Below are 14,591 nucleotides of genomic sequence, written 5' to 3'. Positions count from 1 at the left end.
GGTCAAAACGAACGATTTATCGGTCAAGTGCAATCCTTTAACAAAACAAAAATTCCCTGATAAAAAAGTTACCAGGGAATTTTAATGAAAATTAACTGTTTTTTAGTAAACTATTTTCTTATTTACAGTGCCTTTTTCGGTAGATATTTCAATAATAATTACCTGATTTGAAACCTGTAAGCCCAAAATAGCAACATCATTTTTATTGATGTTTGTACTGCTGTAAAGTTTTCTGCCATGAACGTCATAAACCGCTACAGCATTAATTTGTGCTGTCGCAGAGTTGATGTTAAGTACATTTTCGCTCTTATAAACAATTACACTGGCAGGGTTTAATACAGGATCTTGATTGCCCAAAGCCTGTGTTGTATAAACAATTTGGAATCTTCCATTAAAAGTACCGGCCTCAGCAGTAAATGTGTAATCAGCATCAGTAAGGTTGTGCGTTAGTCCGGTTGTATTGTCTTTAATATAAACAGTTTGGCCATTATCAAACACACCTTCTGAATGATCAAGCGCAAGTTTATATTCGCCTGCCACCGCTACTGTAAAGCCCACAGGAACAACATCTGTATCTGTAAACAAAGGCCTTGCCTGTACTGCCAGGTTAATATTATCGCTAAGCGTGTACAATACTACATTGTTATTATCTGTCAATTGACGGCCATCATAACCATAGTCTATACCTATTGTGCCGTTTTCTAAGTAGGCAACTGCAGCCTGACTAAAGCTGTTGTTGTTACTAAGGTTTAACCAAAGGCGTGAAGGCTGTGCATGTGCCGATGTGCGTAAAAATGCCTGATTACCATTGGTAGGAGCACTGCGTCTCATGCTGTTGGTAAATTTAATATCGGTTTCTGTTGGGGCAGCTTTTGTTTTAACAATAAAACCTTGTCCCTGAGAGATAAGCCAGTTGGTTTCAGAACCCTGGAAATATACCCCCTGCTCTGATCCGCCTCCTGTTACAGGGTTAGGAGTAAAGCCTGAAGAAGCTCCATTAGCCGTATAAGCAGCAAGTGTTAATGTAGCATATGAAGATGTTGTTGAACTGTTCTTTTTTCTCCAGAAATAAATACCCGATGTAGCATCTATTACGTTAGTGTTTGCCGCAAAGAAATCTACCACACTTATTGGAGATGCATAAGGGTTACCCACAGCTGTATAGCGGTTACCCTGAACAGATGCTGTTACGGTTTTAGTACCATTGTTCAGTTCACCGGTAAACTTGCCTTCATAGCTAAGAGTTGCGCCGCCACTGTTGTAGTTAGGGGTGCTGTCTGAGTTTGGCATACGGATAAGGTAGCCTTTTGCAGTGGTAAAACTTGTAGCAGGGTCAACAATAAAGTATTGCTCTACGTTTGTGCCTAAAGTGGCATCATAATCATATTTGTATTCATAAAAACGGCCTGTGGTTGTTTGAGGCGAGAAACTGCCAAGCGTTTGACCGCTAACCGGAGAAGACCACATGGTATAATCAAGCCTGAATAAAGGATTACTGTTTTTAATAACTTTAAATGATCCGCTATTTGCAGTTGCATTAGTTTGCACAACAGCACCATTGTTTTGCACTTTAAAGCCTTCTTCTAATAAAGTAGAATTATTTGTAATACCGTTTGCTACTGTAATTGTAGTACCTGTAGCTACGTTTACAGATCCGGTTGGGGCTACGGTTAGGTTTGAAGAAGAAAAACTACCACCATTCAGATTTGTTGCATACGGGTATTCAATAACTGCATCATCAATTATACTTGGAGTACTTGGAACCCATCCATCACTCGTCCATCTTTTTGATAGTCCTGTTGTTACCAATGTAACATTTGAATTTGCAGATGTAGCTGGTCCCGCTATGGCTCTTACTCTATAGTAGTAGCTAGTGCCTGGTGTTAAGCCTGTAACTGGATAAGTTGTCACATTGCCTACATTAAGATCATTAAATAAACCAACAAAAGTTCCACTTGACCCTTTTATAGATATGTTGTCAATTGCACTTGTACCAGTTGAAGGAACATCTGCCGCCCCATTGGCTCTGGTGTTCGATGTCATAACCCATCTAATATATACTGAGGGTTTGTTCTCGCATTCTGCAGGGAGTGCTACGTTTGTAAGAACTCCAGATGCAACCCACGCTGCATTTCCACAAACTACTGTAGCACCGGCAATATCGGTCCATGTGCCAGTGCTTCCTACTTTATATTGGGCTTTAAAATCTCTTGGTCCTGTTGCTGATGATCTTTGCGCAGAAGATAGTGTCAAAGAAGAATATCCAGTAGTGCTAAACTCTACCTCCCAGTATTTGGTATTCATGCCTCCATCCCAACCAGTACTGTTTACAGCATATGTCGCGTTGGTAACGGTTAAGTATGATACTGTTCCTCCTGTGTTTGTACTTATTGTCTTTGAGCTATTAGCAGATATTCCTCCGTCTGCAATTAGATCTTCAGCCGGGAAATTCCATGCTACAATATCTGAACCTCCTGTACCAAAAGGCGTGCTGCTAACATCCAGTCTGTAGCTGTCAGCACCAACTACGGCATTCCAGTGTGCGTCAAAATATGTTGAGGACGTTCCCGTAGCCGCTATGGTCTCTGGAGCAGATATTATACCCGCTCCTGATATTGTAACTGTTTGTGAAGTAGCTGCGCCACCACCACTAATGGTGAGGCTGGCATTGTATGGTGTAACAGTTGATGGAGTAAAGCGAACATATACGTTTGTAGCGGTTAATGTGCGTGTTGAATATGGTATAGTAGCGTTCGCTGCCCAGTCAGTGCCATTTAATGATACCTGAAAAATATTGCTGTTAGAAGATTGAACAGTTATATTCCCAGGAACTCCCGTTAATGATGATCCTGAAACTGTAAATGTTTGTGATGCTGATATGGTACTAATATTTTGTTCAGGAAAAGTTATTGAAGCAGTACTTGTTGTTAATGTAGCTGGAGGGCCTGCAACACGAATATCAAATGTACCTCCGCCTTCGCCAAAATCCTGTACCAAAATTTTATAAGAAGTACCGGCAGTGAAATTTGTAGATGTTCCTACCTCTTCAGTAGTTGAAGAAGTTGTGGCGGATAATACAAAAGTACTTCCAGATGTAACATAAGTAGGAATACAGGTGTTATATACTCTGAAATCTTTATCAGTGGCTACACTAAAATTATTTACTGTAATTGTATGCGCACCGGATACTGTAGGTGTAAATTCAAAATACACATCATTGCGTGTAGCACCGGTCATTGGAGTTGCTCCTACAAACGTACCTGAAGTTGGAGTTGCAGCATCTACAGTTAATGAAATGGCTCCCGAACAATTGTCGTTTACTGGTGGAGGTGCTATTACACTACCGCTTGCGGTAACAGTTGCCGTTGCTGTACCTCCTGAGATAGTGATTGATTCTGAATTATAAATTCCTCCCGTAACACCAGCTTTAAGTCTTACATATATAGTTGTATTTGCTAAAGTAGCGGTTGTATAAGGAACTGTTATTGAAGATGCAAAACCTGCTGTAGCACTTGTTTTCGATACTTCATAATGGTCACTACCAGTAATTGTTACATTACTATTCGCAGAAGGGTTAGCTAGGTTAGCCCCGCTTAAGGTAAATGGTTGTGCTGTTGAAGGTCCTGAACCCTGGTTATAACTAAACCCCGTTAATGATGAAGGAGTAGTAGTAAACGCAGGAGTTGTAGATAAAGGTGGGTTACTACCTGTTAATCCCATTGTGTAAATACGCGTGTTTCCTCCATCATTACCATACATGTAAATTCTTATTGTTAATTTATTTGTGGTAGTGGTTGACGGTGCCGGTATAGTAGTAGGATAAGATGTTTGTGTTGTAGTTAAATTGGTAACAGTTCCTGCCGTTGCAAAAGTTGGTGTGGCAGTTCCTGTTACATAAGCATATCTTACCTGATAATTTCTTGCTGCCGTGCTTGTACTATTAACCGCTGCTGCTAATGCTAATGTTAATGCTTCGCTTCTAAAAGTTTGTCCGGAGCCTAAAGTTATTGAAAATTCAAGATACTTAGTTTCAGACAACGCTGCAGTATAACCATTAGTTGCATGATAACTAACGCTGGTCACGAAGCCAATTGTAGTATTTGACCTAACAAATGAAGTAAGGGTAGGGCTTGTAAGTTCAGATGATCTTTCTGAATCCTGTAAGGTGTAGTCGGTAACGTGATTACCCGATGCAGATGTAAAATTCCATCTAACGTAATTGGTTGTCTGTGCCCAGGCATTAACTCCAAACAGTAGTACTAACAGTACCAGTAGCTTAGAAAACTGTGTGTGTAATAGTTTTTGCATGTTTAATTTAGTGTATTTTATAGGGGGAATTAAAATATCCGACAAAAGTATGTATTTTGCCGATAAACTGCATGTTTTTAAATTGTTAATTTTGAGGTACTTTCTTTTGCGTTGCTAAAATTGAGTTAATTGTTTGTTAAATTAATAAAATCACCAAGTTTTGAGCTTGTTTTTAATTTTATTCTCATCATAAACAGCTATTTACGATATTATTTATTTTAGTTAAAAAAATAATTTAATTGCTATAATCCTCTTTTTAAGATGTTTTCAGAATAGTTTTAATTCTATTTAGTAATCTTAAAGCTACAGTTGTATTAGAAGCTATAAAAAAATCCTCACGCTTTTGGCGTGAGGATTCTAAAATTATAGAACAGTTTACGGTTTAGTAAACTATCCTTTTACTTACTTTACCTTTTTCGGTATTAATTTCAAGTATAAGTACCTGTTGCTGTACCTGCAGGTTGCTAATGTCAGCCTGAGTTGCGTTAATATCTTTCTCAGAGTAAAGTTTTCTTCCACGAATATCAAATACAGTTACATCTTTTATAAGTGTTGTACCTGCTGTAATACTGATAGATTTACCTTCCTGATATACCATAACGTTGTTGGCGTTAAACTCGTTATTACCATTACCCATCACAACGTTACTTGCCCAGTTGCTGTATTCGTTTTCACCACATATACTGCGAACAAATAGGTAAGTGTCTGTAGCAGGGTTAAAAGGTACATCAAAAATATAGGTAGATGATGTTATTGTACCCGGCTCTGTTGGAAGCGTAGCAGATGATGAAAGCACATACTCATATCCAGTAGGTGGATTTCCTAACATAGGTGCACCCCAGCTAAGGTTTGCAATAGTTTCATCCTGAGGTAGTATTTCTACACCATAAGGAGCAAAACAAGTAGGTGTTTCAACTACATTGATAATGTAATCTTCTGTTTCGCCATCACCTAAGTTACCACATACCGGTATTGGTGCTGTATTAAATGAGTTTCTAATCCTCATTCTGTAAGTGCCTACAGGAGTTCCAAGTGGCACTGTTATAGTTCCTAATTCTGCCGGAGAGTTAACATATTGAGTTGCAATAGGTCTTTCACCTGCATCGGTAAAGTCAAAGTTACCATTCCAATCGATCCATACGCAGTATGCATAGGTTCCCGAAGGGTGTGTTGCAGTAAGGGCAAATGAACCACCGGCATAAGTAGATACTGCATATTCTGATGTGTAATCAGCATATCCACCGGCAGTAAATGTAGAAGTGCTGGCAAAGTTGGTTTCACCCAAAGTTGATGTAACACTGCTTATGTAGCGGTTCGTAGCGTTTGTATTGCCGGCAGGGCAGTAGCCGCTAAAGAACTCATAAGTAACCCAAACACTGTTGCCGTCTTCCTCGCTACAAATAGAACGTACATGAAGGTAGCTTGCAACGTTTGGAGTTACTTCTACACCTGTAGCACTTAAACCTGTAGTATAAGTTCCGCTTGCAGGAGCAGTTGCCGATGTTGTAATAGCATATTCATATCCAACAGGAGATCCTGTGTTAGGCACTATCCAGCTAATATCTGCACTTGTAAGCGATGTAAGGTTTACATCAAGTTCTCTTGGAACATCACATGTTACAGGTGGAATTAATGTCCACTCTAAAGTAAAGCTGCCACCAGTGCTTGTTCCAAAACCATCCTGAACCCAGTGTACAATTTGTGTGCTTCCGGTAAGGTTTTCCCAAGAGTGTGTTTGTTCGTCAACATCATCCCAACATGCTATTGATGTTTCTCCCGGACACGCTCCACCATAACCTATATAGTTTGTAGAGTCATAGTTATTAGTAGTTTGCCCGATAGTTAATGTATAACCATTAGGTACTTCTATGTAATAGAACAAATCAGGGGCAGTATTAGTGTTACAAGGTAGGTTTGTATCGTTACTTGCTCCTACAGTGCTGTAAGTATATGGGCTTGTAAGCGTTGCAAGGTCTATAGCGCTGTCGCAAGTATCTCCCTGTAAATATCTGAATGGAGCAGATATAGCCCATTGGCTGTAGTCTCCATCACCACAATTAACCCTTACATGAAGGTAATACCATGTGTTATCTGTAATTGGAGTATATCCTTCTACAGATGTTCCTGTAATAGGAGTTCCTGATTCAGGAGAAGTTGTAGATGTAGATACAAAATATTCATATCCTACAGGAGTAGTGCCAAGCGCTTGTGATTCCCAGCTAAGGTTAGCTGTGCCAGATGCTACGGCTACACCTAAAAGGTTTATTGGAGTATAACATGATGGCGGTGCAGTAACAGATAATTTATAATCCTGTGCTGCTCCATATTCGTAAACGTTACAAGGGCTTGCAGCATAGTAATAGTAGCGTGAACGAACCCTCATTCTGTAGTCACCTTCGGCTGTTGCTCCAGGTATAGTAAGGTTACCTGTATAAACAGTATTACCAAAACCATATGCAGTGTGGCTTGCCATAAGTTCGCCCTCATCGTCAAAATCAAGGTCGTTATTCCAGTCTACCCATATTTCAAGATTTGTCCATCCCGGTACAGCAACAGAGTAGGTAAAACTACCTCCCGGCTCCTGGCTTACGGTCATAGAGTCGTAGTTGTTTGTGTAGAAAGCAGTTTGTGCTGTTGTGTTTGAAATATTAGAGAAACCTACTGTAGTGCTAAAACTTTGAATGTTGTAGCCTGTCCAGTTTGAATTTGGTATACAGTGGCCAGAGTAGAATCTGTAAGTTACCCATTCGCTGTACCCGTCAGGGCCACAGTTAGTACGAACGTGTACATAGTTGTAAGCGTTTGCAACTGTTGTAACGCCACTTGCAGATAATTCAGTTGTAGCTGTACCAGTTGCCGGTGGTGTTTCAGATGATGTAACGGCATATTCATAACCTGTTGGTGTACCTGTGTTTGGCACAGCCCAGCTAATGTCTGCAGTTGTAAGAGAAGTCATAGTACCTACAACATCCCTTGGAATATTACATGCAGGAGGCGCAATCAAGCTCCACTCTAAAGTAAAGTTACCAACGTTTGCTTCTGTGTTCCATCCGTCCTGTACCCAATAAACGGTTTGTGTACTTCCTGTAGTGTTTTCCCAAACATGTGTTTGTATATCCGGGTCGTCATAACATGCAATTACTGTTTCACCAGGACATGCACCACCATAAGCTACATACGTTTCAGAGTCATAATCGTTATCTGTTTGGCCTATGGTTAAGGTGTAGCCGTGTGGTACCTCAATATAATAGAAAAGATCCGGTGCGGTGTTGCCATTTGCACAGGCAATGCTGTAATCGGCCGTTGCTCCTACAGTAGTATAGCTGTATGGGCTTGTAAGTGTTGCAAGGTCTATTGCACTTTCGCAGGTATCTCCCTGAAGGTATCTGAACGGCTGAGAAACCACCCATTCGCTATAGCTGCCACTGCCGCAGTTTGCCCTTACATGCAGGTAATACCATTCGTTGTCTACAATAGGAGTATATCCTTCTATAGAAGTTTCTGTTGTAGGTGTTCCTGATTCAGGAGAAGTTGTAGATGTAGATACAAAATATTCATATCCTACAGGTGTTGTACCAAGATCCTGTGCAGCCCAGCTAAGGTTTGCAACGCCAGATGCTACGCCTACACCTAATAAGTTTATAGGTGTATAACAGCTAGGAGGTGTAGTAATTAAAATTCTGTAATCCTGAGCGGCACCATAAGTGTATTCCATACAAGGGCCGTTATCAGCATAGTAATAGTAGTGTGAGCGAACCCTCATTCTGTAACTGCCCAATGCAATGCCTTGGGGTACGTTTATTGTTCCTGTGTATGTAGTGTTAGCAAAACCATAATTGTTGTTGTCAATTACATGCTCGCCTTCATCGTCAAAATCAAGGTCGTTATTCCAGTCTACCCAAATATCAATGCCTGTATAACCGGGTACAACAGCAGAGAAGTCAAAGCTTCCGCCTGATGCCTGGCTAACAGTCATTCCGTCATAATTGTTAGCATAAAAAGCCGTTTGAGCTGTAGTATTTGCTATGTTAGAAAAACCTACTGTAGTAATAAAGCTAAGTATATTATAGCCAGTGTAAAGAGAGTTAGGTATACAATGTCCCGAGTAGAACCTGTAAGTTACCCATTCGCTATATCCGTCAGGCCCACAGTTTGTGCGCACATGCACATAGTTGTAAGCATTGGCAGTTGTAGCAACACCCGTTACTGATAATGCTGTAGTAGTAGTACCGCTTTCAGGTGGTGTTGGAGATGTTGTAAGAGCATACTCATATCCGGTAGGTGTACCTGTTACTGGCACTTCCCAGCTAATATTTGCCGATGTTAATGTTGTAAATGCAGCAGTCACTGAACGTGGGATATTACATGGAGGTGGTGCAGTAAGAGTCCAGGCAAGTGTAAAAGTACCTTCATTTGCTGCAGTATTCCATCCGTCCTGTACCCAATATACTGTTTGAGTGCTTCCTGTAGTGTTTTCCCAGGTTACGTTTTGTACATCCGGGTCGTCATAACAGGCAATTTGGTTTTGACCCGGACACGCAGTGCCATAGCCAACATAGTTTTCAGAGTCGTAACCATTTTCTGTTTGTCCAATAACTAAGGTATAGCCATTCGGTACTTCAATGTAAAAGAACAAATCAGGAGAGGTATTGCCGTTAGCACATAATATGCTGTAATCGTCGTTAGCTCCAACAGTAGTGCTACTGTAAGGGCTTGTAAGTGTTGCCAAATTTATGGCAGTTTCGCAAGTGTCTCCATCTTGGGCGAATGTTTTAGTTGTAGTAAACAAACACATGATGGTAGTAAAGAGCATACAGCTCATTTTCAAAACATCTGGAAAATCAATAGCCCAGCTATTGCCTTCCGGTGGCCTTAAAAAGCTTAAAGACCTTTTTAATGACAAGTTGTAGTTTTTTTTCATAAAAAGAATTAATATTTGTTTTCCTAAGGTACAAATATTAATTACTGAATTGTATTATGCTTAAATATTTAGCAAAAATTGATTTATAGAAGATTTTATTAAGGTATCTTCTATTCAGAGGGGAAGATATAGGTAAGATACTACCAATTTTTTACTAAAACTCGTTTATCCCACTGATTCTATATTGTTTTTTTATTGCTGATTTGTATGAAAAAGCCGTTTTTTAGATTAATTTTTTGTTAAAAAATGATTTAAACCACTAAAGTGTTAAAATTAATCTACAAAAATATCACAAAACACATCTATGTATGTTTTGTATTTAACAAAAAATATAGTTACTTATTTAAGTGATTGTAACTTTATGCTTCCTCTATATCGGGCATTTTTTTATTGTTAAAGAACAATAATTGAAGCAGATAAGAAAGTACAATTGCTAAAGATGCACCAATAACATTTAGCCATAAAAAGCTTACGGCTTCTATATACCATATATATATAACAGCTATTTGGCATATAAGGGCTCCCCAAAATATTGCTTCGGCCTTTATGTATTTTATATAAAATGCCACTAAAAATATACCTAAAACAGTACCATAGAAGATAGAGCCAACAATGTTTACCAATTGTATAAGGTTTTCAAACAATGTACCTACGCATGCAAAGAGTATTGCTACAACGCCCCAAAACAATGTAAAGATCTGGGTAACATTAACAAAGTGTTTTTCTGATTTCTCTCCTTTTACAAAACGTTTATAAATATCTATTGCGGTTGTCGAAGCAAGTGCATTTAACCCTGATGCCGACGAAGACATGGCTGCTGAAATTATGACCGCAAGCAGCAGGCCTATCATTCCCTTAGGTAAAAAGTTGAGTATAAAGTATAAAAATACATAGTCTTTATCATTTGTCTCAGCACTCTTATCAATAGTATTAATAATGTCCTTCGCCTGGTCTCTTAGGTCTTTTTCTCTGTTGTTAAGGGCTATCATGCGGTTATGAAGCTCTTTATTATCATAATCCTGATTGAGCTGGCTTACATACAACATGCTTATTTCCTGTTTATCGGCAGCAAGCTCATGCAGTTGTTTTTCAAGATTTTTATACTCGTCTTTATATTTTGAGTTATTAACTATTTGTGTATTGTTTGGATTGAAGTGCAATGGCGCATGGTGAAACTGGAAAAATACAAACACCATTACTCCAATAAGCAGTATAAAGAACTGCATGGGTACTTTTAAAAGCCCGTTCATTATTAAACCCATTTGGCTCTCGCGAACTGATTTGCCCGATAGATATCGTTGAACCTGGCTTTGATCGGTACCAAAATAAGCTAATGCTAAAAAGAAACCTCCTGCAATTCCTGACCATACCGTATATCTTTCATCCGGATTAAATGAAAAATCAAGCACATTAAGTTTATCGTTTGCACCGGCAATATGGAGGGCGTTGTTAAGGTTAAGCTCTTCCGGCAGGTAATTTAAAATGATAAAAAAGGTAATGATCATTCCGGCCATTATCACAAACATTTGCTGTTTATGTGTAACATTTACGGCACGCGTACCACCCGATACTGTATATATAATAACCATTAAACCTATCACAAGGTTCATTATGTTCAGGTTCCAGCCTAATAGAGACGATAGTATAATTGCAGGTGCATAGATCGTAAGGCCTGTGCCCAGGCCGCGCTGTATCATAAATATTATAGAAGCAAGAGTTCTGGTTTTAACATCAAAACGCTGTTCTAAAAATTCGTATGCAGTAAAAACCTTTAATTTATGATAGATAGGTATAAAAGTTATGCAGATGACGATCATGGCCAGTGGCAACCCAAAATAAAACTGCACAAACCCCATACCGTCATGATAGGCCTGTCCCGGTGTAGATAAAAAAGTAATGGCACTTGCCTGTGTGGCCATTACAGATAGGCCGACTGTCCACCATGGTGTTTCGTTACTGCCCAGTATGTATTCTTCAACATTTTTGCTGCCACGGGTTTTCAGTGCGCCATAGGCAACAATAAATATAAGTGTAGAGCAAAGTATTATCCAGTCTATTAACTGCATGCTATGCGTAAATTTGCATTATAAAATAAAACAATGCTATGTATATAATGTTAAGCAACAGCACGAGTGTATAGCTTTTTTTCCAGATAGTAGTGTTGTTCATACCGTTTTTAGTCTCTCATTTTATAAATAAGACTTTTTAATGAAACTTTTGTTACACAATAGTACTAAATAAACACAACGTAATTTATACCAAAGGCGTTAAAAATTTTAATTTCATGCTGTTAATCCTTTTAAATGAAGCGTTAATAAGCTGTTAACTCTGTTAAAGCATATAACAGCACAATGTCTTTTTTATTGTTTTAACAGTTGCAAATCAAAGTACTGTGTTGAAAAGTAAACTTTGCAATTGCCTTCTCTAGTATCTGTTTTGAGGAATATAAGTTGTAAAAACAGAAAGTGTTATTTCTGATTATATATTCTCAGAAATAACACTTGAATTTAAGTTAATGGAGAGGCAAATCTATCCGTGCTTTGTTGCGGCATCAAATACGCGGCAAAAGTTTTCTGCACCTATTTTAGATATTTCATTTTCCGTAAATCCATTTTTTAACATAGCATCCGTTACAGCATAGTAAAATCCTGTTTTTTGATCTTCCCAGGCATAATTAGTACGCTCGCCCGGACGGTTTGTACTTTTTTTATTACTGTCTTTAGGTTCATTACCTTCCTTGTCTTTTGGCTTGCCCCATTGTTGGCCTGGCGAACGGTATGCAGGTGTAAGCTTAGTATCTGTACCAATGCACACATGGTCTATGCCAACAACATCAACCATTGCACGGACGTTTTGTGCGTATTCACCGGGAGAGTTTGCTAAATGTGTCCAAACGCCTATTATTCCGCCAGCATCGGCTACTATTTTTGCCTGCTCTTTGCTAATGAGTCTTGGTCTCATCATCTTTGCCATTGTTGGGTTTTGACCTAACTGGGTGTCAAGTCCCGTGTGCGAAATAATTACAGGCTTAGATGTGATTTTAAGAGCCTTGTTAACCATTTCGTTGCTTCCGTGTGCTAAGTCTATTAAAATGCCCAAACGTTCGCATTCTTTTATGGCATCAATACCCAGTTGTGTCAGTCCGCCAAACTGTGGTGTGTTTGTATATACATCTCCTAAGGGCACTAACGCATCATTATCATGCAGCAGCCCAATAACCCTCAGTCCGCGTTTATAGGCCTCTTCCATTCGTTTTGCGTCGCCTTCAAGAAAGTGGCATCCCTCTACAGATTGTATTACTATTGGCTTTTGCGCTTTATAAGCTTTTGTAAGGTCGGTCAGGTTTAGGGCACGTTCAATACTATTCTTTTTAAGTACCGTGTCCATTGAGTCAAGTCCTGTAATAAATCGGGTGTACGATTCCCCCGGTGCAAGCGGTTGTTTATAATCTACCGCGAAGGTCATACAGATGGCTGATAGTCCGGATTTTTTAAGGTCATCCGAAAGGCTTAAATCAGGCCCTGGAAGTTCTGAAGCAATAAGAGGCACATCGATATGGTTATGTGTGTCTATGCCCATAATTTTAGCCGCGAGTGCTGCAGTTCTTGGGTCAAAATTTTCGGCTAACCAGCCTAACGACGGATTTAATGCTATTAAAGAACCTACACCTGCTAAAGTAGACACAAATTTGCGGCGGTGCCACAGTTGGTTTGATGATGCCATAGAAAATATTTTAATTATATTCTATGACTCCCATAGCTATTAATGGTTTAAGTAAGTCCAAACAATTGCTTAATAATTGAAATTTGTGTGTAAAAGATTGCAAATTCGCAAAACTGCCTTTTGTTTTATCTTAATTTTTATTTGCTACAAACCATAGTGCTATAAAAAAGATAAGGAACAACGCAAACAGTAGTATAGAAGCTTTGCTCAGAGGTTCGCTTTCTGCATCGGGTTCGATAGGAGAGAGGGAACTTATTTTTTTCTCCATTAAAATTATCTTTTCTGCAAAACGGGGGTCGCCGTTGGCAAGTTTTTCAAGTTTGTTGTACAGGTGTGATTTCATTGTGCTGTCAAGAAATATACTACACGTCAGTATCTCGTCAGTAATAAGATTATTTGTAGTATTATCTCCAAAGGTTATTAAAAAAATAATGTTCTCCTCGCTCAGTAAATCGTCAATAATCTTAAATAAAGAACCTTCGTTTACCCTACAGTTTGCATTTAAAACCTTGTCTTTAATTCTTTTAAAAAGTATAAGGTAGGTAACAGGTGTTTGCTTTGCCCCGGTGTGCTGGCTACGATAGTTTTTGTTAAGGCTTTTGGTGTAGTCATAAGCATTTCGTTTGGCATGATCGCCTAATATAACGTAAGCTTCGGCAATTTCTTTAAAACGCTCTTCGCTTGCTTCGTTGCCATTGTTCTTGTCAGGATGATGCTCTAATGCCAGCAGGCGGTATGCCTTTTTAATTTCTTCCTGCGGAGCATTTGCCGGAACTTTTAATATTTTGTAATAATCTTTCATCCTTAACACTTAGGCTTTGTAGCGGCCATTTTGTAAATATATTAACTTTTACGATAAGCTTATACTTTACAGTAGCAGTTATACTTTTATATTGAAATCTATAGTTTTTTGTAAATTTGCGCCCACGCTAAAATGAACCGACGCCTTAAAATGAAAAACATTCACGATACAGATTACCTAGACTACCTTGAAACTTTTCTTACTCCGGAACGTTGCGCAAAGTTTATGGAGATACTCAAACACCGCACCAAACATTTTACAGTAGCAATAGAAGATGTGTATCAGTTGCATAATACCAGCGCTGTAATGCGTACCTGCGAGGTTTTTGGGATACAGGAGCTGAGTGTTATCGAAGAAAAATATGGAAAAAAGATCGATAAGGAAATTGCACTGGGTGCTCAAAAATGGGTAGACGTTACGCGATATGACAATACTGTATCCTGCATTGATGCATTACGTGCCAAAGGCTATAAAATTATAGCAACGTCTCCACATGCCGAGTCATGTTTTCTGGACGATTTCGATATATCGCAACCGGCAGCTATATTTTTTGGTACTGAAAAATTGGGCCTTACCGAAGAGGTGCTCAAAGAGGCTGACGGCTTTATAAAAATACCAATGCTTGGCTTTACTGAGAGTTTAAATATATCGTCATCAGCGGCTATTGTAATACAAAATCTAAGCAGCCGTTTACAAAAATCAGATATTGAGTGGCAGTTAACGGAAGAAGAGGTTTTGGAAAAGCGTATAGACTGGTCACGAAAATCAATAAAAGACATCGATTTTATCACTGAGAGATACCTTGACGAAAAAGAGTCTTAAAACCTTAAGTTTTAT

6 protein-coding genes are annotated in these 14,591 nt (G+C 39.0%); 1 reads left to right on the top strand and 5 read right to left on the bottom strand.

From position 1 onward, the window contains the following. Nucleotides 1-102: 102 nt before the first annotated feature. From GR160_RS14570 to GR160_RS14550, 5 genes are all read right to left on the bottom strand, one after another. Nucleotides 103-4,308, bottom strand: a complete 4,206-nt coding sequence (locus tag GR160_RS14570; protein WP_160750624.1) for an S-layer family protein — start codon at nt 4,306-4,308, stop codon at nt 103-105. Nucleotides 4,309-4,690: 382 nt separating this feature from the next. Continuing rightward, nucleotides 4,691-9,229 (bottom strand): GEVED domain-containing protein, encoded by a 4,539-nt coding sequence (locus GR160_RS14565; protein WP_160750623.1) that lies wholly within the window; start codon nt 9,227-9,229, stop codon nt 4,691-4,693. 359 nt (nt 9,230-9,588) lie between these two features. Continuing rightward, a complete protein-coding gene (locus GR160_RS14560; protein WP_160750622.1) occupies nt 9,589-11,295 on the bottom strand; it encodes a sodium:solute symporter in 1,707 nt (568 codons plus the stop codon). Between the two features lie 463 nt (nt 11,296-11,758). Next, a complete protein-coding gene (locus GR160_RS14555; RefSeq protein ID WP_160750621.1) occupies nt 11,759-12,952 on the bottom strand; it encodes a dipeptidase in 1,194 nt (397 codons plus the stop codon). Nucleotides 12,953-13,082: 130 nt separating this feature from the next. Then, the gene (locus GR160_RS14550) at nt 13,083-13,754 is read right to left on the bottom strand and encodes a J domain-containing protein (protein WP_160750620.1); all 672 of its coding nucleotides are present in this window, start codon (nt 13,752-13,754) and stop codon (nt 13,083-13,085) included. Between the two features lie 150 nt (nt 13,755-13,904). On the opposite strand from GR160_RS14550, the gene GR160_RS14545 reads away from it, so the two are divergent. Next, nucleotides 13,905-14,576: an RNA methyltransferase gene (locus GR160_RS14545; protein WP_160750619.1), complete on the top strand. Its 672-nt coding sequence runs from the start codon at nt 13,905-13,907 to the stop codon at nt 14,574-14,576. Nucleotides 14,577-14,591: the final 15 nt, after the last annotated feature.

Source organism: Flavobacterium sp. Sd200 (assembly GCF_009826935.1).
Taxonomy (GTDB): domain Bacteria; phylum Bacteroidota; class Bacteroidia; order Flavobacteriales; family Flavobacteriaceae; genus Flavobacterium.
Note: the sequence above shows the minus strand (reverse complement) of the source record. Positions and strands in the feature narration are given on the sequence as shown.

Excerpts from the sequence above, each read along its gene's own strand:
- GR160_RS14570 (WP_160750624.1), bottom strand. The coding sequence starts at position 4,308 with ATGCAAAAACTATTACACACACAGTTTTCTAAGCTACTGGTACTGTTA.
- GR160_RS14565 (WP_160750623.1), bottom strand. The coding sequence starts at position 9,229 with ATGAAAAAAAACTACAACTTGTCATTAAAAAGGTCTTTAAGCTTTTTA.
- GR160_RS14560 (WP_160750622.1), bottom strand. The coding sequence starts at position 11,295 with ATGCAGTTAATAGACTGGATAATACTTTGCTCTACACTTATATTTATT.
- GR160_RS14555 (WP_160750621.1), bottom strand. The coding sequence starts at position 12,952 with ATGGCATCATCAAACCAACTGTGGCACCGCCGCAAATTTGTGTCTACT.
- GR160_RS14550 (WP_160750620.1), bottom strand. The coding sequence starts at position 13,754 with ATGAAAGATTATTACAAAATATTAAAAGTTCCGGCAAATGCTCCGCAG.
- GR160_RS14545 (WP_160750619.1), top strand. The coding sequence starts at position 13,905 with ATGAAAAACATTCACGATACAGATTACCTAGACTACCTTGAAACTTTT.